Raw genomic sequence first — 21,782 nt, forward strand, 5'->3', positions numbered from 1 at the left:
ACATTATCATATGTTACCATATATGTTTTTTAAAATCCATAAATATGCATAATTCAACATAGAATTTTTATTTATCAAAAAATAAAACCACCACTTAGCTAAATGACACTAAATGGTGGCTAAAATCCCAGCTCATATAAAAAATTTGGTTCTACTTGAATTTTTATCACCTTTCTTTTTCGGTTACTCTTTTATACTATTAAGCACATCATGAAACTTATAGTAATTTAAATATTATAAATCAGATGTCTCATAGGAACACATTTTACTAATAACTAATCTCTAACAGACTAATATTTGTACACAACAGCAATTCTTGTAAACATAAACCTTTATCCACAATAAATCAACTGCATTTCTTACCCTAACTATCTTTTAAAGTATTTAACAATTCAACTTACATTAAATTATGAGCTAGGATTTTTAAGAAGAATTTTTTACTTTCTTCTTGTTTATATTATACCTTAAAAATTCTGATAAGTCAACTGAATATTAAAAAAATTAATAGAACTAGTAAATTCCAATTATATTTCGAAATTAATAGAATTTTTTAAATATATAGCTTTCTTTAAATCACCTATATATTTTTCTCTATAAAAATACAAGTTTTCTGCATCCTTTAAGGAAATTTCCTCAAATATAATTTTTTCGCCAGGTTTCATTTGTACAATTTTCCCAATATCTACAGAAGTTATTTCTGCAATTTTAGGATACCCTCCCGTAGTCTGTCTGTCCGCCAACAGTATAATTGGATTACCATCCGGGGGAATTTGTACTGTGCCAAAAGAAACTGCTTCAGAAATCATGTCAAAAGTTTTTCTCAATTTCAATGTAGGCCCTAACAGTTTGCATCCCATTCTATCAGACTCATGGGAAATTTTAAAAGGATTGTGGAAAAATCTCTCTAAGCTCCCTTTAGTAAAATCTTTAAAATTCCTTCCTCTAATAACTCTTATAAAACCATATGTAGAATTTCCCTCCTTACATCCTTTTACATACCAATTCACTGTAGTAAATATTTTCGATGGCAATTTCCTCCTCAGTACATTTATAATATTAACCGACTGTGCCTCTGGAGAATTGAGATTAATTCTATCACCTTTTTTCAAAGCTCTACCACTATAGCCTCCTATTTCAGCTTTAATATACGTACTTTTACTTCCCATAATTTCCGGCAAATCAAATCCCCCTGCAACACATAAATAGCCATAACAACCTACTCTACAATTACTGAATTTTAATATAGCATCCCTATTTAAATATACAGGTCTCCACATAGGTACAGGTTTTTCATCTATGGTTGGTAAAAAATCCCCTCCTGTTATGGAAAAAAGGGTACCTTTTTTCATATTTAAATAAGGTCCAATCAGCGCAATTTCTAGTGCTCCTTCTCCTTCTCTATTGCCAATTAAAATATTTCCCATGCGAAGTGCATAAGTATCCATGGCACCGCCTACTATAACCCCATACTTTTGATACCCAGCTCTCCCTAAGTCTTGAATAGTCGTGAGAAACCCTGACTTTAAAACATTTATATCCAATTTTCACTTTCCTTATATTTATCATATTCACCAGGAGAAATAGGATAAAATCTCACCACATCACCTGGACGTAAAATACTTGGCGGACATGTGGAAGGAGAAAAAAGTACTTTTGGTGTATTCCCAATAATTTGCCACCCTCCAGGAGTACTTATTGAATAAACACCTGTTTGCATTCCTGCAATTCCAACAGAACCTTTTGGAACTGATCTGCGGGGTGACTTGCGCCTTGGAGCAGCTATTTTCTCAGACATTCCTCCCAGATAAGGAAATCCAGGGGCAAATCCAATCATGTATACAATATAATCATTATTAGAATGAATGTCTATTACTCTATCTACAGAAATTTTATTATATTCAGCAACATATTGAAGATCCGGTCCAAATTGCCCCCCGTAACATACAGGAATTTTCACAATCCTTTCTTCTTCGTCTATAGATACATTAAAATTATCAAGCATATTATTAATCAGAGAAGAAACTATTTCATAGGAAGATTTTTTTATTCCTTTGTAAGCTTTCTTAGTTCTTAGTTTAATTATATCGTAAAATATGGTAACTGTTGAAAAAGCAGGCACATATTCTATCATTCCTTCAAAAGGATGTTTATGAAGGTATTCCCCAAACATTCTAACTGTTTTGTGAATATCTTTATCAATTTTCCTCCCAAATTCTATTAAAATTGCAGACTCACCCATAGGGAAAATATTCCATTCAATTTTATACTGTTTCATAATGATCTAATCACCTAACTTTAAATTATTCATGTATTATTTTTTCTATATAAACCCCCAAATCCTTGAGATGTTTATTGATTTTACGTACAAAAATCAATGAGTGAGGGTTATCACCGTGAATACATAGAGTATCAGCCTTTATTCCAATGTCTTTTTTCTGCTCACACATAACTAATCCATATTTTATCATACGATAAACTCTTTCTGCTGCTTTATCAATATCTGTAATTATCGCAGCATTTCCTGCACTTCTAGGGGTAAGGGAACCATCTAATTGATAAGTCCTATCTGCAAATACTTCGCTAGCCGTTCTGAGTCCTATCCTATTTCCTTCAGATATAAGTTCACTTCCAGATAATCCAAATAGAATAAATTCAGGATTCACATTATATACACCTTCTGCAATGGCTCTGGCAAGTTTTTTATTCTTTGCGGCCATATTATAAAGTGTACCATGAGGTTTTACATGATGCATGACACCCCCTTCAGATTTTACAAAAGCATAAAGTGCTCCTATTTGGTATACCACCATATCATAAATTTCATCAGGAGATACATTAATATTACGCCTTCCAAATCCAGCTAAATCCGGTAATCCAGGATGTGCTCCAATTGCCACATCATTTAATAATGAAAGCCTTACAGTTTCATGCATTATTTTAGGATCTCCTGCATGAAATCCACAGGCAATATTAGCGGAAGTAATATATTTTAATATTTCTTCATCATTTCCCATTTTGTAGACTCCAAAGCCCTCTCCCAAATCACAATTTAAATCTATTTTATACATTTATCCGCTCCTTTTCCAATGAAATAATTATTAACTCTATATAGAAATTCATCACAAGGAATACTTTCCTCCACTTAAATTTTAGGAGAACTTACTGTGACTTGCTAAAATTAAATCTATTGTTTAATATCTATAATTATAGCTAACATTTATAAAAGCAACAACGAAGTAATTATTAATAGATATGTTATAAATAAAAAATATTATTATTTTTTATTTATAAATATGTTAAAATAGAGTAAATATTATAAATTTTAAGATAGAGGGGAAAATATTGATAGCTATAAGAACTAATAAGGAAATAAGCTACATGGCAGCAGCTGGAAAAATACTGGCATCCTGTCATAAGGAAATTAGAAAAATAATAAAACCAGGTTTAACCACTATGGAAATAGATTCTTTTGTAGAGAGATATCTGAAAGAACATGGAGCAAAACCGGAACAAAAAGGTTATATGGGATTTCCCTATGCAACCTGTGCTTCTGTAAATGACGAAATTTGCCACGGTTTTCCCACAAATAAACCTTTAAAAGAAGGAGATATTGTTACCATTGACATGGTGGTAAACCTAGATGGATGGTTAGCTGACTCTGCATGGTCCTATTCAGTAGGAAAAATTTCAGAAGAAGCTAAAAATCTTATGGAAGTTACAAAAAAATGCCTTTATAAAGGTATAAAGAAAGCTTTCTCTGGAAATAGAATAGGAGATATTGGACACACTATACAAACTTATGCAGAATCTTTAGGGTATTCCGTAGTAAGAGATTACACAGGTCATGGTATTGGCAAAGTTATGCATGATGATGTGGTAGTGCCTCATTATGGAAAACCAGGTAGAGGACTAAAACTTAGGGAAGGCATGGTAATTACTATAGAGCCTATGATAAATATAGGAACCTATAGAACCCTGTTGGATCTTAACAACTGGACTGCACGCACTGCTGATGGCAGCTTATCAGCACAATATGAACACACTATTGCCATCACCAAAAATGAACCTATAATTCTAACAGATCAAGATAATATATAAGTATATAACATAACTAATTTCAAATAATTATTATTGTTTGAAATTAGTTATTAAAAAACTATAAAAACTATTGAATAAGTAATTTTTTTAGTGTATAATCTATTTAAGAAAACATTTTATATAAAAAAAGGGAGGAGGTAACTAAATACTACTTTTAATACACTACTTTAAATAATATATAAATTGAGAGGAGGTATTACTTACATATTAAATTTTAATATTATGTAAGTATATGAATTATGATTGATAATAAAGCATTTTATAAACTAAGTTACGGCTTATATGTTATAAGCTCTATCTCTGAAGGTAAGAAAAATGGACAGATTGCCAATACAGTTTTTCAAATAACATCAGATCCAGCTAGAATTGCTGTAAGTATTAATAAACAAAATCTTACTCATGAATATATACAAAAAAGCAAGTTAATAGGGGTATCTGCCCTTTCCACGGAAACTCCTTTAGAATTTGTAGGTAAGTTTGGGTTTAAATCCGGAAGAACTACTGATAAATTTTCTGGAGTATCCTTCAAGGCAGGTGCAAGTGGCGTTCCAATAGTTCTTGACAATGCCGCTTCATGGATTGAATTAAAAGTTGAAAAAGAAATAGACATAGATACCCACACTATATTCGTTGGAAAAGTACTTAATTCAGAATTAATAAAGGATATAGATCCTATGACATATGCATATTATCAGGACGTAAAACGTGGTAAATCTCCACAGACCTCACCAACTCATGCAGCAAATAAAAATAATCCAGTAAAAGATGCTCCTAAATATCAATGTTCCGTATGTGGATTTATTTATGATCCTGCAGTTGGAGATCCTGACTCTGGTGTTGAACCAGGTACATTATTTGAAGATTTGCCTAAGAGCTGGGAATGTCCAGTCTGTGGCGTAGGCAAAGCAAAATTTAAACCTTTGGATTAAATAACCTAATCTGATTTTAAAATTTAAATTATAGAAATTTCTTTTAAGAAATTTCTATAATTTAAATTGACAATTATTAAATTTTATAATAACATACAAATAAGAAATTAAAAACTTAATAATCAGTTGAAGGGGAGTAATTTTAAGTTACAAAGTCAACATTTCGATCCAAATTTAAGGATCTGGTTTTGTAAGCCCTATGGGGTAATAAGACTTTTAACATAGTTCATAAGTTTATTTTAATTATGAACTACGTTAAAGGTCTTATTTTTATTATAAATTTAATGCCCTGATAATTAATTAAGAATTTGGAGGTAAAATTTTATGTCTACAAAAAAATCTTTATTACATCTATGCTTTTGGGTGGGACTTGCTTTAACATTTAACATAGGAATTTATATTTTTATGGGACCTGAAAAAGCTCTATCTTTTTTAGGGGGATATGTAATTGAACAGAGCCTAAGTCTTGATAACATTTTTCTATTTTTACTTATATTTGAAAGTTTTTCAATAAAACCAGAATATCAGAAAAGAGTACTTACCTATGGAATTTTCGGCGCAGTAGTATTGAGACTTATATTTATAATACTTGGAGTAACTATTATTGACAAATTTCACTGGATGCTGTATATATTTGGCCTATTACTTATAGTAAGTGGTATTAAAATGTTTTTTAAACATAATGAATCAAAGGATTTTCATAACAGCAAAATAATTAAATTAATTAATAAAATAATTCCTGTTTCCAAAGAATTGGACGGAGAGAAATTCTTCACTAAAAAGAATGGCATACTGTATGCCACTCCATTATTTGCTATATTAATACTAATAGAACTTTCAGATATAATTTTTGCAATAGATTCAATACCTGCTATATTCTCTATAACTACAGATCCATTTATAGTATATACTTCAAATATATTTGCTATATTAGGACTTAGAAACATGTATTTCCTTCTTGAAAAACTTCACAACAAATTTGATTATGTTAAATACGGGGTTGCGTGCATACTGATATTTACAGGTATTAAACTTTCAATTACTTTTTTTCACATAAATATTTCAATAATAGTATCACTATTAATTATATTTATAATAATGTCAGCAAGCATTTTAACTTCTGTTATTTTAAATAAAAGAAAAAAATCACCTTGTTCTTCTGAAGTTTCTAAAAATATTATATAGATGTATAAAAAACTACCATCTTAAATAAAATAAAGGAGACTTAAAGTCTCCTCAACTAAGTTTTAAAATACTTAAATAAGTTCATACCTTTTTACCAATACCCACGTATTACTTTTCCACATATAAAGAGAAATATTATCAAAATATTCATTGAAATCACAGGGATAATTATTAACATAATCCCATATTTCTTTAAATCTATCCTTTATTCTCTTAGATACTATAGTACAATGAAAAACTTTATTTTTTCCTTCATTGTGTTTGAATTTTACCCACGGTACCTTTTCTAATTCATCTATAAAACTATCGTGGACTTTTTTAGCTTGTGATGACATTTTTATATCCATATAAACTACATCTTCTCTAAATGCTCCGTAACCTTCAATTTTTATTGGTGACTTATAATTGCTTTTAGAAAATTTATTCAAAATATTTGTTATATCCTCAATTTTATTAGTTTCAAAAGGTGCTTTTATTGTAAAATGGGCCGGCAATTTAGTACGTTTTTTATTGAATTTATAACAGACATCATTAGTTAATTTCTCATGAAATTTTAATGCACCGCCACCTACAGTACACACTATGACATATCTCTCCATATATTATATATTCCTTTCAATGGATTTATCATTTTTATCTTTTTCCAAAAAATCCATAAGCAGCTGGATTCTTTCATTTTGCTTTTTTTGTAAGAATTCTGGTGTCCAATTATAAAAACCTTTTCCAGTCTTACTGCCTAAATTGCCACCGTCCACCTTACTTTTTAAAAGTTTAGAGGGTTCAGTATCGTTGCAAAGATCTTTAAATAGATAGGAAGATATATTATTAAATATATCAAGTCCTCCTAAATCTGCACTACATATAGGACCCGTAACTGGTAATCTTCTTCCATGGCCATATTCTATAGCCTTATCTACCTCTTCTGCCGTTGCAAATCCCTGTTCAACTATATATAATGCCTCTCTAAGCAATGCAAGCTGGAGACGATTACCTATAAAGCCAAGGCACTCTTTCCTCATTTTAACCCCTTTTTTGCCTATATGCTCAATCCAATCCATAGTTATATCCACGGTTTTTGAATCAGTATGTTTTCCCGGTACCACCTCTACCAATGGGATAAACTGTGGTGGATTCCAAAAATGAGCAATAACCACCCTCTCAGGATGCTTTGTATTTATTGCTATATCTGTGGGGCTGAGTCCTGAAGTATTAGAAGCCAAAATAACTTCAGGGGCACATATTTCATCTAGCTTAGAGAATACTTCTTGTTTAAGTTCTAAATCTTCAGCTATACATTCTATTACAAAATCAACGCCTTCTACCGCTTCTTCAATGGTTTTAACGCCCTTTATCCTTTTTAATATTTCTTTTGATATATTGGTTTTTATTTTTCCCTTTTCCTCAAGGTTCTTAAGACTAGTTTTTATACTTGTAAACCCTCTTTCCAAACTGGCATCAGTTCTCCCGAACATATTTACATTTAATCCGCTTTCCGCACAAAGCTGAACTATTCCATTTCCCATAGTACCAGTACCAAGTACAGCTACATTTTTTATATCCATAACATCCTCCTGAATTCTATATTTATAGATTATATTATAACCCATATTCCATATTTTTTAAAATTCAGGGCTTCCATTTTAATTTCCTGCATATATAAAAATATAATGTTCGGCAATAAACACCTTTACCAAACATTATATTTAATGCTTCCATGATGCTTCATCAGCACCTTATTTAATTAATCCCTTCTCTTTCAGGAAATCTTCTGCTATTACTTTAGGATCCTCACCATTATCTGCTCTATAATTCATTTCTCTCATATCCTCATCCGTAATTTTTCCTTCTAAGCTTAAGAGTATTGGTTTAATTTCAGGATACTTTTCTAATACATCTTCTCTCACCAAAGGAACTGCATAATAAGGAGGGAAAAAGTTTTTATCATCTTTTAGAAGTTTCAAATCAAATTTCTTAAGCAGTCCATCTGTAGAAAAAGCATCTGTTATCTGAGTTTCATCATTTTCAAGAGAAGAATATCTAAGTCCCCCATCTAGACCTTTTACAGTTTTAAAATTTAATCCATATAATTTTTGAAGTCCCGGGTATCCATCATCTCTGTTAGCAAACTCCATAGTACAGCCTAAATTTATACTATTACTTATTTTTGTCAAATCCGATATGGTATTTATATTATATTGATTTGACAATTCCTTTTTCATTGCCAGCACATAGGTATTATTAAATCCTAAGGGTTTAAGCCATTGCATACCATAGTTTTTCTTAAAATAATCTTCTACTATATCATAAACACGGTCTGCATCGCTTATAGATTCTCGTTTCATTATATTTACAAGTCCTGTACCTGTATATTCCACATATAAATCTATATTGCCGGACTTCATGGCACTAAAAACCACACTGCTGCCTCCCAAATTTAATTTTCTATCTACTTTATAATCCGTATTGTACTCTATTAAAGAAGAAACCATATTTCCAAGTACTATCTGTTCATTAAAGTTTTTTGAGCCAACTACTATGGTTTTTTTAGTTAATCCACTATACGTCATAAATGCAATAATACCCAATATCAATAAGGCCACCACTGTTAAAATAGGTTTTTTATTCTTTAATATTTTAGTAATATTTTTATTAGTTTTTTTCTTTGATTTTTTATGTGAAACTTTTATACCTTTAGGCGTTACTATATCTTCAATCTTTCCTATAATAAAATCAAAGAATATAGCTAGAAAACAAGCTGGAATTGCCCCTGCCAGAATCATGTTATTATTAACAGTCTGTACTCCTGAAAATACCAGATATCCCAGTCCTCCAGCTCCTACAAAAGCTGCAATAGTCATAAGTCCCACTGCAGTAACTGCCGATATTCTTATGCCAGACATTATAACTGGCATTGCGAGAGGCAGTCTAACCTTTATTAAAATCTGACTTTTAGTAAGTCCAAGTCCCTCTGCAGCTTCAATTATAGAACCATCTATGTTAGTAAGTCCTGTAAAGGTATTTTTTATAATTGGAAGTAGGGAGTATAAAACTACCATGGCAATTGCAGGTTTACTTCCTATCCCAAGCACCGGAATTAAAAAACCCAGTAAAGCCAGACTGGGTATAGATTGTATAACATTTGCAACTCCAATTACCCCGGTGGAAAGCTTCCTATTTCTTATTATAAACATTCCCAAGGGAATTCCTATGATCACAGATATTAAAACTGCGAACAGCGTTAGCTCTATATGTTCTATGAAAAGATTATATATTTGTAATTTTCTATCTATGACAAATTGAAAAAAATTATTTATAGTATTCACTAGATATCCACATCCTTATTAATAAACTGATTACTCATTACAGACAAAAGACTGCTTCTAGTAATAAGCCCTACTAAAGTTAATTTATCATCTATAACAGGAATATATCCCATTTTGTTATATTCCATTTTTTCTAAAGCGCTTACTATGGAATCTTCAAAACTAACTGTTATCACCTCTGTTTCCATAATATCCTTTAGCCTCTTATTTTTATCCATATTAAGTCTGATTTTTTTCAAAGTAACAAGTCCTATTAGATTATTATTCTCATTCACCACAAGCAAACTATCTACATGATTTGATTTCATTATTTCAAGTGCTTGTACTACCGTTCTTTCTCCGCTTGATTTTATTGGATTTTTTATCATTATATCCTTTGCCTTAATTAACTCCGGCTGATTCCAAATTCTGTTTTCTCCGATAAACTCCCGTACAAAATCATTAGCTGGATTTTTTAATATTTCTTCTGGGGTATCAAATTGCAGCACAGTACCCTTTCCCATAATACATATACGGTCAGCGAGTTTTAATGCTTCATCCATATCATGAGTTACAAAGACAATGGTCTTTTTAAAATTTTGTTGAATATTAAATATTTCATCTTGAAGTTGACCTCTTGTTATTGGATCCAATGCATTAAAAGGCTCGTCCATTAATATTATATCTGGATTCATGACCAGTGCTCTTACTATTCCAACTCTTTGCTGCTGTCCTCCACTTAATTCATTGGGATACTTGTTCATATAATCTTTAGGAGACATACCTACCAGAGTCAATAGCTCTTCCATCCTTTCCTGAATTTTTTTATTGTCCATTTTTTCAATATTAGGTATTAAAGATATATTCTCAGCCACAGTCATATGAGGAAAAAGGCCTGTCTGTTGTATTACATAACCTATATTTCTCCTAAGTTTGATAGTGTCCTCCTCTTCAATTTTATTTCTATTTATAAAAATTTCACCTGAACTTGGAGTTATCAATTTATTGATCATTTTTAAAGTAGTAGTTTTTCCACAACCACTTGGGCCGATAAAAGTTACTAATTCTCCCCTATCTACATTTAAACTTATATTATTAATAATAGATTTGTTGTTTATAGTTTTGCTTACATTTTTAAATTCTATCAACATAATCCCTCCTTTTAAAAATCAGTAACAACTTTAATTTATCATAAAGTTGTCACTTTGTAAAGATTTCCGCCATTTATCCAACAGTAATATAAGACTTATATAAGTAAATAATAGTAAAAAATTGTTAAAAACTATCCATATTTTAATATAATATAACAAATTTACTATAAACCTGAAGCTTATATGGTCTTAAAAAATCTTTTTGTAATTTATATTAAAATAAAAAAATTAAAGTTTTGAAATTTTAAAATAGTAATATCATATCTAATTATTTATCAAATCAAAAAATTTAAGTAAAAATACAAAATTAATTGTATTATGTATACTAATATAGATGAAAATAAAAGAACATAGACTTTTTTAAATAAAATCTATGTTCTCTAAATTATATATTTAAATTAACAAATAAATTTTTTAATTCTATAATAACTTGCTTCATCACCTATGGCTATAAAAACATCATCTTCTTCAAATACAGCATAGGGCCCTGGAGAAAGTATTAATTTGCCTCTTCTTCTTATACCTATTATAGTGGCAAAAGTATTTTGCCAAAACCTACATTCAGATATAGTCTTTCCAATAATATCGAATCCCTTATATATTTTAAACTCAAAAGGTATAAAAGAATTAGTGCTGGTAAATCTATTAGAATAATCTATAAGTTCATTAAGTACTCCTTCAATTTTTTTCTCTAATATATTCTTTTCATCCAATAAATCAAGCATTTCCTTTTTCAAGAAATTCATAGAATCTATATCCTTAAATTTGCCTATAAATTTTAAACAGTTATCTACAGATTTAACAATGATTCCACTGCCTTTCGTTACTTCCACAATATCCATATCATTTAAAAGAATCATTGCCCTTCTGATAGTTTCAGGAGAGACATTATAGTGGCTTGCAAGGGAGGATCTGCCATAGAGTTTATCACCTATAGAAAAATCCCCAGCTACTATTCTATTCGCTATATCTATTGCTATTTTTTGATACACAGGTTTCATAACATATTGTGATGACATTTTAGATTTACTTTAAGACCGTCTAATCCTAAAGCAATTCCCCCTTTCAAATACATTCTTTAAGCCATTAATTAGTATAGATTATTCTTAGCTGTATGTAAATAATAATTTAACTAATTTATAAATAAAAATTACTGCTGCACAACATTCATAATAAAAATAAGTATAAATAAAAAAACAAAATATAATTAGTTATTAATGACAACAAACAACTTTTATTGTATAATGAAGTTGTTGATATTGTTAAATACTAATTTATATCAAGAGAAGAACTTATCCAGGCGCATTAGCTAATTACCGCGTTCGGATAAATTAAACTTTATAAAAATAAAAAGGAGGTAACTAACATGATTAAAGTAGGATTAATAGGTTTAGGTAAAACAGGACACCATATAGCCCGAGGAATTTCAGAACAAAACAATATGAAAATCGTAGCAGCAATATGCAGCCCTAAAAGTACAAAAAAAGGTATGAACTTAGGAGAATTACTTGGAACTCATAAAACAGAAATAAAAATAAGCACTTCTGATGAGCTTCAATCCATTATTTTTAAAACTAAGCCAGATGTAATTGTAGACTTCTCAAAGCCTTCATCTACTATGGAAAATGCTTTGACAATCTCCAAGATGAAAGTAAACTTAGTAATAGGTACTACGGGTTTTACTAAAGATGATATCAGTAAATTTCAAGATATGGCTTATAGATTTAATAACGGCATAGTGTACGCTCCAAATATTACTTTAGGAGTCAATGTAGTAATGCTTTTAAGCAATATTGCTGCAAACATATTAAACAAATATGATTTTCAAATTACAGAAATTCACCATAAAAATAAAAAAGACGCACCCTCTGGTACTGCTTTAAAAATATCTTCTGAAATAGAAAATGGACTTGAATCCGCGGGAATATATAACAAAAACATACCTATAAATTTTGTACGTGCTGGTGGTGTAGTTGGAAAACATCATGTTCTCATAGTAGGGGATAATGATAAAATAGAAATAAGCCATGAATCCTTTTCAAGAAAAGCTTTCGCCGAAGGAGCCATCAATGCAGTAAACTATATCTATAAAAAATCTGGATATTATGAAATGAAAAATATACTAGATCTTAAAAGAATACTTTATAAATATATTGATACCATGGATAGCGCTTTATGTTAGCATAAAATCAGTTTTTTATAACTTTCAAATATTTTACCTATTAACAATTTCACATAATAATATAAATTCATTTCTTACATTATAATTTCACCATAAAAAATCAAAAATTTAGAGGCTTATCATAATTATGATAAGCCTCTAAATTTGCAGAAAATTCTTGATTATATATTCTCTCATGCAGAATATATTGGTAATTTAATCATTTGAGCTGCTTATATCAAAAAGGTTTTCAATAACTTTTATCCATATGTGATTATTTCTATTAAATAAATCGTCCAACGGACTTCCTCTTTGTATAATAAATTTTTGCTCACCTGTAACTTGCCCATCATACATGGAAACCACATTCATACCGTTTAGATAAATATTACGTGCATTACCATAAGTTATCTGTTTTGTCTCAAATCTGTCCAAACTAAACTGTTGGGTTCCAGCTGTATTTCCAGGATTTTCTCCATCCCTTATATAAATTGTAATAGCTAGCTTTTTATCCGTACTGTTTGTAAAATTTTTTATTCCCGCCATAAAGCACCTCGTAATTTTAACATTTTAATTTAACCATCTTAAAGAAGCTTAGCCTTATTTGAAAAATCATATGCTTCCATTGCAACCCTTTCCCATTCCGATATAGCTACACTAATATTGATACTGACTATAAAAGGTTCATCTATTTGAATCTCTTTATTAAATATTAAATCAATATAGTCTAAATCCTCCCTAATTGAGGCCCAAACACCTCTAAACCTCTGTATATCTGCCAATGGAGGTGTATGTATTTTAATCATAAGTAAAGAGAGTTCAACCACAGCTTGAATTGTTTGTTGTACAATATCCATCCCGCAAGCATTTTTCATTTTGGAATTAGAATCTATATTTATTATCCAATCATTTGCCCTTATATACATATACTGTTGACATTCCCTATATGTATTTTCAATAGAATTAGAAAAATCTATCAAATCCTCTATTACTATTGATGATAAGTTAATAATATTTTCAATCTCATTAATACAATTTAAAATAGCCTTATGAAATAGTAGTCTATCATGTTCTGAGGGCTTCATGCCCTGAACAGAACATAAAATATCCTTAAGCTTACAATATTCTACTTTTACCGTTTCCATTCCAAATTTATACAAATAATCTGAAAGTTTAATGATATTTAAGAATATAGACTCCTCCCATTTAACTGCACACTTTTTAAGTATCTGAAAAGATGAAATGAATGCCTTAATGTTTTCTTCGGCTTCGCTTCCTATTTTTATAATTTGATTTGCATAACTTTTAATAATACTCCACTCGTCAATAGTAACTTCAAATGGAGTATTGTTTGAAATTTTTAACAAATCAGGTCCAATTCCTTTTATCGATTCTAATATTTTCATTTTTAATTTAATCTCCTTCATTAAAATATTCAATTTTAATGAGCAATAACATTACCTGCATATTCAATTTGAATTGCTTCAAGTGTAGACAAATCAACGCCTTGATTATAGGCTTCAGGCACACTTATAGTCCACTGTGTAAATGGCGTTGGCTGAAAATATTTGTATTTACTGCGTTCTTCCACTTCACCCTCTATAATTATGGAACTTTCATTTCCTACTATTCCATTATACTTAAATACACGTCTTAAAGATGCTGAAGAAAATTCAAAATTTTCTTCTCTAAGTCTATCATAGTAAATACCTGATGTTGTAATTTCTATATACACTGGATTATTTTTAGAAGCCACAACCCCTATAAGCCAAACTCTCACCCTTGTAAGCCGTACACGATCCAGTCCATTGAATTCTGCAGCATCTGGACTTATTGGTATAGCTACTGAACGATTCTCTTTAAGATTTTGTACAACATTGTGAAAATTGCCCTGCTTCGTATCTGGTATTGTAACTACAATACCACGAAAATCCTGAGGTGGAGGATTAAAAGATTCAAGTACCTCTGAATATTCCTGTGTAATTATACCCATATCCTCTTCTAATTGCTCTACAGGCTTTACTATAGACAATGTAATTCTCGAATCCCTTAATCCCCAGTAACGATATGCTCCTGCATAATTTTGTACAGCAATAAATATCCAACATTTTACATTTAATTCTCTTTCAAAAAAAGCCTGCATTATTTCATCATCTTTATTAATCTGCCCTGAAAGTTTATCTACATATTCTTTTAGCCTTACTTCCTGATTCTGATCTACTTCTCTTTGAAGTATTAACCTTGCAAGTTCCTGTCCAGCCTTTACCACTGCAATCTGAGTGGCCATATAGGCTTTTCCGTATATAGCTAACTTATCTATCTCTGCTTTATACTCCAGTGCGCCAGGAATCCCAGCATCTATTGCTGGTTTCATAAATAACTCAGCATCCACTAGAAATGCATCCCAATCTGCTTCTGTGGAAATTGAATCTGTATCAGGAATTTCAACACTTATATTTTCATCTGCACTTGAAATTTTCTTTGCAGCAGTAATAATTTTATCAATTGTCTCATATGTGGTCTTAAGAAATTTTGCTAATTTCTCCAGGTTATTCATGGATTTTGACAGATTTTCCATTGCTTTTGCAAAAGCCGATAATTCTTTTACCTTATCTGCAACTTTTGCTGCATCATCTGCTGCAGCAATTCCATTTTTCACAGCACCTGCTGCTCCCGCAGCTGCTGCTTCATCGCCTACCATCATAAGTGCTACAGCAGCAGAAAATTCCACAAGTGCTGCAGCCATTGAAAATACAGCTTTGATAATTTGGTCACGTTCCCACTTTTTTGACTCATATTCAAAGGAAATTCCTGCCTGTTTTACTTTATATTGTTGTATGTTTAAGGTTGAGCTAGCCTGGATCTCTGACCCTTGAGCTATTCTGTAATTACTATCAGCTTGTAAAATCAATTGTTTATTATATTTACAGATATCTTTGTAGTTATCAAGCATATTCTGTGCAGCACTTCTACGATCATCAAAAGAAAGTTTTTCATCACTGTACCTCTGATATTGAGTTTCATATGAACTTGCTGAACATATAAATGAGTCAAAGGAATCTGCATAAACATCCTTGTCAAGATATGGTACGAAAGTCACTGGACTCGTTGACATTCTGAGATTTACAAGAAGGGCAGAACTTTTAATATTAAGATCAACGGCAGCTTTAGACCCCGTGGTTATATCCGATATCCATTCTAACATGGATTGTGCAATATCGGGTGCTGAGTAAAAGAGGATGGTGGCGAACTGAAAAATTGAAACAATATTCATTCTAAGAGGTTTTCCATATTCAAAGCCATCCTCATAATACTTATCCAAATCCTCTATTAAAAGTCTCCCCTCCGAAGAAGAAACTACTATACCTTTCTTTTTTGGGGTAATGAGTTCTAAAATATCTGGTTTATTTCCTGGAAATACACCTTTTACTTTAATATTGCTTTGAAATTCATGTGCATATATAACTAGCTTGCCTATTCCACCTTCTCGATAATCTAATATTATACTGCTGTCTACGTTAAATTCAATACGGCGTGCAACTATAAAAAGAGCTGAATCCTTATTTATTAAAATACTATTTTCATCTGTCTTTCTAACTACATCTGCAAAAATGGAAATAATTCGTGGTTTTATTCCTTTCTCCCTAATCTTATTATAAACATCTTCAAGATTTATAAGCATATCCCTTACAATAACTGTTTCTCCAGATAAGTTCTCACTTGATGTAGATGGTATATATACCTGTTCTAAAACTGACTGATACAGTTCACTCCAATCTTTTGACTGATTTTCATTCATATTTATAACCTCCTTTCACTTCAATGAAAGCACAAAAATATAATATGGTGAAACTTTATCTTATGCTGTTTCAGGAATAATGTATTTTTCAGGTTCTGCTTTTATATCATCTTCTGTTGTTACTGTTATATACGCATTTGCTCTATAATTATCTGCTATAGCAGCTGCTTTTGCCCATGCATCAATAGCCTCCTGGACACCAAGATCCTTAATAATCCATTCTGCCTCTTTAATATCCCTTTGAATTACACTAAGTATATTATTGAAATCATCAGAAAGTGAACCCCAGATTCCTTCCATTTTTTCAATAACAGGTAGTGCTAATTGCAGCTTCTCAAGTATTCCGTCCATACTGCCGTTTGCAAGTCTTAGATCATTACTCAGTACAAGGGCTTTTCTAAGATCTTCTTGTGCAGATTCCAATTTTTTTTGATATTTGTGTATATCATCAAGGGCATCTGTTGCTTTTTTCCCATATATTCCAGCAACAATTCCAGCAGCAATAGTTCCAAGTGGTATTATCCATGCATAAGTAGGAGTTGTAGCTGCAACAGTTACATCGTGTTCATATTCATCCTGCCATTTCTTAATCTGTTTACTATCATTGTCTATTTCCTTCAAAAGAGTATCTATTTCACCGCCCTTACCTTCATAAGCTTTTTTATACCTATCCGACAGAGGATCTAATAAACTTTTATCACTCTTTGTATCCTCTGCAAATTGAATAATATTTTCTTTAGCTGTTTTACAATCATCTGCATAGACTTGAGCTGTATTTTGAAGATTTGTCAGTATAGCTGTTAATTTTTTTGTTGCATCTTCCTCTGATAAAGATCCATTATTATATGCAGCAATAATCGGATTCAGTGCTCCATAATATACTGGCACTTTAGTATTATAGTGGCTTATATTAGCGGCAAGAGTGACAGTCATAGGAAAAACTACTGTTTTAAAATTATAGCAGTGATCGTAAATACTTTTATATACATTAATCAAATCACTAAATTCATTTACATCTTCAGCACTTATCTTCAGCTTGCTTGTCATTTCTTCCGCTGATTTAGGCAGTGAAGTTCCATTTTCAACATAAGCCTGAACGGCTAAAAATTCTGATCTTGACATTAAAAATGGATTATTATCTGCTGGTAATAATTCTCCTGGAGCCAAATCTACTTTAAGAACATTTCCATCCTTTAAAACTATTTCCTTCATAAAGTTATCCTCCTTATTTATATATATAAATATACTTTTTGTATTTCTCAAGTATTATTAATCAGATTATAATACTTGGGAGGAATAATATGTTAAACAACGCATAACAAGCAAAATTATTGTTTATACAGTCGACTGTGATGTGTAAATAATAAAAGCCGAAAAAATTTTAAATATTAAAGAACATCTTCAATTGTTTTACCTTATTTCTACTGAGGGGAATAACATCATCTATTTCTTTAAAATACATATCATAAGTATAATTAATTCTTGGTTTAAATCTATCTATTTTAGCCAAATTAACTATGTAACATTTATGTGACCTGAAAAATGAGCGTTTTTTAAGCTTTTCTTCATAAAAATTAAGGGTTTTATTACCTGTATATATGTTATCTTTTAAATGAATAAAAACTTTTCTATTTAACATTTCAATATAAAAAATTTCATCATAGTTTATCAAAACTATTTCTTCATTGTTAAAACCACAAATCATGTCTAAATCATATTCATAACTATTACTCACCTCATTTATATTACAGCTATTGTTTTCAAGTAAATTCATTATTCTTTTTATACTATTTTCTATCCTTGATTCAGTGAAAGGTTTTAATATATAATCAATAGCATTAATCTCAAATGCTTTTATTGCAAAATCATTGTATGCAGTTACAAAGCATATTCTAGTTCTTGGATACAAATTAATTACCTGCTCTGCTAAATACATTCCATTAATACTGGGCATTTCAATATCCAAAAAAATTGCATCACATTGATTTTTTAACAGGTAGACAAGTGCTTCAACAGAATCAGTAAAAGTTTTTTCAATAGTAATATTTTCATATATACTAAGTATATTTACTAGATAGTTAAGTGCGTTAATTTCATTATCAACAATAACTATTTTCATATTTTTCCTCCAAAGAAATTCCCAAAAATACTCTTGACTTATCAAATGGGTAGATAAGTTCCACCATAAAAACTTCATATTAATAAATTTTCACTTAACTATCCAGCATGCCAACTTTAATCAAATTTTTACAATTCATCAACAAATCTCCTGGTGTTATAAAGAACTCTTCACTATCAATAATGGTTTTAATAGGTGCAGATATTAAGTTATCGCCACAATTTAATAATAATGATGTTTGTTCATTATTAAATAAATAGTTTATAACAGTGCAAAATTCATGAGTTGTTGTTACAAATTCTTCCTGTAATTCATTTAACACATTTGTATCCTGTTCTTTCTGTAATTCATAATAAATATTTTCAAGTAACTTTTCTTTATCTATTGAATTATATGCATTTTCCTCATTTATCTTATCCATGTTATCAATTAGTTTTGATTTTAAACCTTTTCTATCTTTATTTATGTAATCCTGAACCTGATTTAATAAATTATTTATGGAATTTTCGTTACTGACAATAAGTTTATATTCCCTACCTGCTTTTTCATAACAATTGTAAATAAACTGAGAACATACCATAGGATGTGAACCTTTATAGACTCCTTTATTAATAAGTACTATTAGATCACTAATGATGTGTTTCATCAAAGGAATCAATAATTTTTGAAGCGTAGGACTTATTAAAGACTTTTTAAATAATATAAATAAGCCGACAAATACCAAATCCATTTTTGTATAGGGTTCTTTATTGGCAACATAATTTTTCCCAATATTAAGAACCGTAGACATGTCCTCTTTAAAAGGGGTAAGCCTCATTATTGTAATCTTACGGTTAACTATTCTATCTTTTATTGAATTAATCTGTGCATAAGGTGGAATTTCCTCAATAATCTCATTATAATCATAATATGACATAGCGGCATGACTTACAGGTGATTTGGTAATTGAAGCTATTAATTTTGATTCCCAGTCTTCAGTGGGTGAAAACAACAGTATATCCCCCTGCTTTAAATCCTTTATTTTTATTGTTTTAATATTACTCATTTATTCTCCTCCAATCTTATATTTATTCTCAGGAATCTCAAAGGATATGCTTGTCCCATATGATAATTTACTTACAATTTTTAATTTTGACTGATAACACTTCATTAATCTAAAACTTACATTTTTAAGTCCTACTCCTGATATGGAATCTCTATTATGGAGTAATTGTGAAATCACTTCTTTCCCTATACCTTTTCCATTATCTGAAACAATTATTTCCAAATTATTATCCTTTTTTGAAACCTTAATATTTATTGTTATTCCATAAGAGTTTAAACCATGCTTAATTGAATTTTCTACAATAGGCTGTATTAACAACTGAGGAATTGGAGTGGACATATATTCTTCTTTTATATCTACAGTCAGATTAATGGAATCATTAAATCTTGTATTTTCAATTTTTACATAGGATTTTATCAAATCAATTTCCTCTCTTAAGGAATAAAATACATTCCTTCGATAATCAAATTTATGTTTTACCCTTAAAAAATCACAAAAATGCAAAATTAAATCTTTTGATTTAGATACGGATTCATCCATAAGACAATATATGTTATTTAAAGTATTGAAAAAAAAATGTGGTGCTATTTGTGCCTGCAAAAATGCAATTTCCATATCTTTTGCTTTATTTGAACTTTTAAAGGCATCAATTACATCCACAGACAATACATATATTTCACATAATAAAAAGAATAAAAGTCCCAATATATAATTACTTGAGGAAAAATAGATATTTACATAATTATTAGTATATAAAATATCAACAATTGTAGTAAAGATCATACCAGCAATTCCTATTAACAAAAGCCATGCAAATTTGCGTTTTTTAAAAATTGATTTTACTAATGTTATCATTGCTGCCAAACAATTAACTATTAGTATGGTCATATAAATCACATCACTATAACCAAAGATTTTAATTGGTGTTAAAATTATCAAGCCTAAATAAATAAAATTTATTAAATTTATCAATATAAAACTGGATCTATTTGATTCATTAGGGTAAATTGATTTTATAAACAGCTGTAGGGATATATTTATACCCATATAAGATAAATATTCCAATTTAGATATGACATTAAAGGATATATTTTTAAACACGTAATATATAATATTAACATCAAGAATTGACTCAAGAATTATGGAAGAAATACAAAATAGGGCTAAGTACATGTAAGTATATTTTCTACTTTCTAATTTGTATAAAAGCAGCAGATAAAATCCAAGCCCTGCAAACACACCAATTATCAGTGCACTTTTAATCATATTTATTGAAGCTATATTATCTACGACATTAAACCTGCCAAATACAATATTGTTTATAATTCCCCCTTTATTATGATGGTAATTAGAAACTTGTATAATTATTTCAATATCTTTTGACTGAGTATAAAAGGGAACAACTCTAAGCTTCCAGCTGGGGATTTCATTTACATAGGAATTATTTACAGCTCCATTCACAATAATTTTTTCATTATTTATAATCAATTTATATGCACTGGAAATAAAGTTAATTTTAAGACAATATAGGCCTTTTTCAGGCACTTTTAACCTAAGTCTGTAAGTTCCACAACCATAAGTGTTCATTTTTCTACCATTATATGTATAATTATTCCATTGATTTGGAACATCTATGTAGTTTATTGGTTCAAAATTACTTGTTCTAAATTCATAGGGATAAAATTCCCACTTTCCTTGTAAAATTATAATATCATTATCAAAATCAGCAGAAGACAAGTCCATATAGCCCAGATTTGCCTTAATATCCTTTTCATAACTTATACCATTAAATAATCTCAAATAAATCAGGAAAATAGCAGTTAAAATTATAGCTAAAATTATTTTAGCAATATCCTTATTATGCATTGGTGCTCCCTTCTTAAATTTTTGATTCCATTTTTAAATAAATATAACGACAAAGCTATAAATAACTTCCTACTTCCTTTCTTTTCTATATATTATACCGAATTTTTACATAAATTTCACTATGATT

At 30.0% G+C, this 21,782-nt stretch carries 19 protein-coding genes; 4 read left to right on the top strand and 15 right to left on the bottom strand.

Going from position 1 to position 21,782, the window contains the following annotated elements:
• Window positions 1–524: 524 nt before the first annotated feature.
• From CKL_RS13650 to CKL_RS13660, 3 genes are read right to left on the bottom strand one after another with little or no spacing between them, the layout of a single operon-like run.
• Complete coding sequence (locus CKL_RS13650) at window positions 525–1,541, bottom strand: 5-oxoprolinase subunit C family protein (RefSeq protein ID WP_012103129.1); 1,017 nt, start codon at window positions 1,539–1,541, stop codon at window positions 525–527.
• The gene (gene pxpB / locus CKL_RS13655) at window positions 1,532–2,275 is read right to left on the bottom strand and encodes a 5-oxoprolinase subunit PxpB (RefSeq protein ID WP_012103130.1); all 744 of its coding nucleotides are present in this window, start codon (window positions 2,273–2,275) and stop codon (window positions 1,532–1,534) included. Before pxpB ends, CKL_RS13650 begins: the two co-directional genes overlap by 10 nt.
• A gap of 25 nt (window positions 2,276–2,300) precedes the next feature.
• Window positions 2,301–3,068 (bottom strand): LamB/YcsF family protein, encoded by a 768-nt coding sequence (locus tag CKL_RS13660; protein WP_012103131.1) that lies wholly within the window; start codon window positions 3,066–3,068, stop codon window positions 2,301–2,303.
• A 274-nt stretch (window positions 3,069–3,342) separates the two neighbouring features.
• Between CKL_RS13660 and map the strand changes: the two genes are divergently transcribed.
• The 3 genes from map to CKL_RS13675 all read left to right on the top strand — a co-directional run bounded on the left by map (window position 3,343) and on the right by CKL_RS13675 (window position 6,212).
• On the top strand, window positions 3,343–4,098 hold the full coding sequence (gene map, locus CKL_RS13665; RefSeq protein WP_012103132.1) for a type I methionyl aminopeptidase: 756 nt from the start codon (window positions 3,343–3,345) through the stop codon (window positions 4,096–4,098).
• A gap of 239 nt (window positions 4,099–4,337) precedes the next feature.
• Complete coding sequence (locus CKL_RS13670; RefSeq protein WP_012103133.1) at window positions 4,338–5,027, top strand: flavin reductase; 690 nt, start codon at window positions 4,338–4,340, stop codon at window positions 5,025–5,027.
• Between the two features lie 324 nt (window positions 5,028–5,351).
• A complete protein-coding gene (locus tag CKL_RS13675; RefSeq protein ID WP_012103134.1) occupies window positions 5,352–6,212 on the top strand; it encodes a TerC/Alx family metal homeostasis membrane protein in 861 nt (286 codons plus the stop codon).
• Between the two features lie 71 nt (window positions 6,213–6,283).
• Here the strand turns inward: CKL_RS13675 and CKL_RS13680 are convergent, their stop codons facing one another.
• The 5 genes from CKL_RS13680 to CKL_RS13700 all read right to left on the bottom strand — a co-directional run bounded on the left by CKL_RS13680 (window position 6,284) and on the right by CKL_RS13700 (window position 11,684).
• Complete coding sequence (locus tag CKL_RS13680) at window positions 6,284–6,811, bottom strand: 2'-5' RNA ligase family protein (RefSeq protein WP_012103135.1); 528 nt, start codon at window positions 6,809–6,811, stop codon at window positions 6,284–6,286.
• A gap of 3 nt (window positions 6,812–6,814) precedes the next feature.
• Window positions 6,815–7,774 carry a 3-hydroxyacyl-CoA dehydrogenase family protein gene (locus CKL_RS13685; RefSeq protein WP_012103136.1) on the bottom strand — a complete coding sequence of 320 codons (960 nt, stop codon included), beginning with the start codon at window positions 7,772–7,774 and terminating at the stop codon, window positions 6,815–6,817.
• Window positions 7,775–7,945: 171 nt separating this feature from the next.
• On the bottom strand, window positions 7,946–9,535 hold the full coding sequence (locus CKL_RS13690; protein ID WP_012103137.1) for an ABC transporter permease/substrate-binding protein: 1,590 nt from the start codon (window positions 9,533–9,535) through the stop codon (window positions 7,946–7,948).
• Window positions 9,535–10,662 carry a betaine/proline/choline family ABC transporter ATP-binding protein gene (locus CKL_RS13695; RefSeq protein WP_012103138.1) on the bottom strand — a complete coding sequence of 376 codons (1,128 nt, stop codon included), beginning with the start codon at window positions 10,660–10,662 and terminating at the stop codon, window positions 9,535–9,537. The genes CKL_RS13690 and CKL_RS13695 overlap by 1 nt, the downstream gene beginning before the upstream one ends.
• A 401-nt stretch (window positions 10,663–11,063) precedes the next feature.
• A complete protein-coding gene (locus CKL_RS13700) occupies window positions 11,064–11,684 on the bottom strand; it encodes a GntR family transcriptional regulator (protein ID WP_012103139.1) in 621 nt (206 codons plus the stop codon).
• 347 nt (window positions 11,685–12,031) lie between these two features.
• Between CKL_RS13700 and dapB the strand changes: the two genes are divergently transcribed.
• Window positions 12,032–12,847: a 4-hydroxy-tetrahydrodipicolinate reductase gene (dapB, locus tag CKL_RS13705; RefSeq protein WP_012103140.1), complete on the top strand. Its 816-nt coding sequence runs from the start codon at window positions 12,032–12,034 to the stop codon at window positions 12,845–12,847.
• A gap of 195 nt (window positions 12,848–13,042) precedes the next feature.
• On the opposite strand, the gene CKL_RS13710 is transcribed toward dapB, so the two are convergent.
• The 7 genes from CKL_RS13710 to CKL_RS13740 all read right to left on the bottom strand — a co-directional run bounded on the left by CKL_RS13710 (window position 13,043) and on the right by CKL_RS13740 (window position 21,655).
• Window positions 13,043–13,372, bottom strand: a complete 330-nt coding sequence (locus tag CKL_RS13710) for a hypothetical protein (protein ID WP_012103141.1) — start codon at window positions 13,370–13,372, stop codon at window positions 13,043–13,045.
• 38 nt (window positions 13,373–13,410) lie between these two features.
• Window positions 13,411–14,265 (bottom strand): hypothetical protein, encoded by an 855-nt coding sequence (locus tag CKL_RS13715; protein ID WP_012620777.1) that lies wholly within the window; start codon window positions 14,263–14,265, stop codon window positions 13,411–13,413.
• Window positions 14,266–14,267: 2 nt separating this feature from the next.
• A complete protein-coding gene (locus CKL_RS13720) occupies window positions 14,268–16,625 on the bottom strand; it encodes a hypothetical protein (RefSeq protein WP_012103143.1) in 2,358 nt (785 codons plus the stop codon).
• 60 nt (window positions 16,626–16,685) lie between these two features.
• Window positions 16,686–17,837, bottom strand: a complete 1,152-nt coding sequence (locus CKL_RS13725; RefSeq protein ID WP_012103144.1) for an alpha-xenorhabdolysin family binary toxin subunit A — start codon at window positions 17,835–17,837, stop codon at window positions 16,686–16,688.
• A gap of 169 nt (window positions 17,838–18,006) precedes the next feature.
• Entirely contained in the window at window positions 18,007–18,744 is a 738-nt protein-coding gene (locus tag CKL_RS13730) for a LytR/AlgR family response regulator transcription factor (RefSeq protein ID WP_012103145.1), read from the bottom strand.
• 94 nt (window positions 18,745–18,838) lie between these two features.
• Window positions 18,839–19,789, bottom strand: a complete 951-nt coding sequence (locus CKL_RS13735) for a hypothetical protein (RefSeq protein WP_012103146.1) — start codon at window positions 19,787–19,789, stop codon at window positions 18,839–18,841.
• Window positions 19,790–21,655 (bottom strand): sensor histidine kinase, encoded by a 1,866-nt coding sequence (locus CKL_RS13740; RefSeq protein ID WP_012103147.1) that lies wholly within the window; start codon window positions 21,653–21,655, stop codon window positions 19,790–19,792. It lies immediately after the preceding gene.
• Window positions 21,656–21,782: the final 127 nt, after the last annotated feature.

Origin of the sequence: Clostridium kluyveri DSM 555, from assembly GCF_000016505.1 — a bacterium.
Lineage (GTDB): Bacteria > Bacillota > Clostridia > Clostridiales > Clostridiaceae > Clostridium_B > Clostridium_B kluyveri.

Bases quoted from the DNA above. Each gene is read 5' to 3' on its own strand.
- CKL_RS13680 (WP_012103135.1), bottom strand. From the start codon at position 6,811: ATGGAGAGATATGTCATAGTGTGTACTGTAGGTGGCGGTGCATTAAAA.
- CKL_RS13730 (WP_012103145.1), bottom strand. From the start codon at position 18,744: ATGAAAATAGTTATTGTTGATAATGAAATTAACGCACTTAACTATCTA.
- CKL_RS13710 (WP_012103141.1), bottom strand. From the start codon at position 13,372: ATGGCGGGAATAAAAAATTTTACAAACAGTACGGATAAAAAGCTAGCT.
- dapB (WP_012103140.1), top strand. From the start codon at position 12,032: ATGATTAAAGTAGGATTAATAGGTTTAGGTAAAACAGGACACCATATA.
- CKL_RS13670 (WP_012103133.1), top strand. From the start codon at position 4,338: ATGATTGATAATAAAGCATTTTATAAACTAAGTTACGGCTTATATGTT.
- CKL_RS13735 (WP_012103146.1), bottom strand. From the start codon at position 19,789: ATGAGTAATATTAAAACAATAAAAATAAAGGATTTAAAGCAGGGGGAT.
- pxpB (WP_012103130.1), bottom strand. From the start codon at position 2,275: ATGAAACAGTATAAAATTGAATGGAATATTTTCCCTATGGGTGAGTCT.
- CKL_RS13720 (WP_012103143.1), bottom strand. From the start codon at position 16,625: ATGAATGAAAATCAGTCAAAAGATTGGAGTGAACTGTATCAGTCAGTT.
- CKL_RS13725 (WP_012103144.1), bottom strand. From the start codon at position 17,837: ATGAAGGAAATAGTTTTAAAGGATGGAAATGTTCTTAAAGTAGATTTG.
- CKL_RS13685 (WP_012103136.1), bottom strand. From the start codon at position 7,774: ATGGATATAAAAAATGTAGCTGTACTTGGTACTGGTACTATGGGAAAT.
- CKL_RS13675 (WP_012103134.1), top strand. From the start codon at position 5,352: ATGTCTACAAAAAAATCTTTATTACATCTATGCTTTTGGGTGGGACTT.
- CKL_RS13740 (WP_012103147.1), bottom strand. From the start codon at position 21,655: ATGCATAATAAGGATATTGCTAAAATAATTTTAGCTATAATTTTAACT.
- CKL_RS13700 (WP_012103139.1), bottom strand. From the start codon at position 11,684: ATGTCATCACAATATGTTATGAAACCTGTGTATCAAAAAATAGCAATA.
- CKL_RS13660 (WP_012103131.1), bottom strand. From the start codon at position 3,068: ATGTATAAAATAGATTTAAATTGTGATTTGGGAGAGGGCTTTGGAGTC.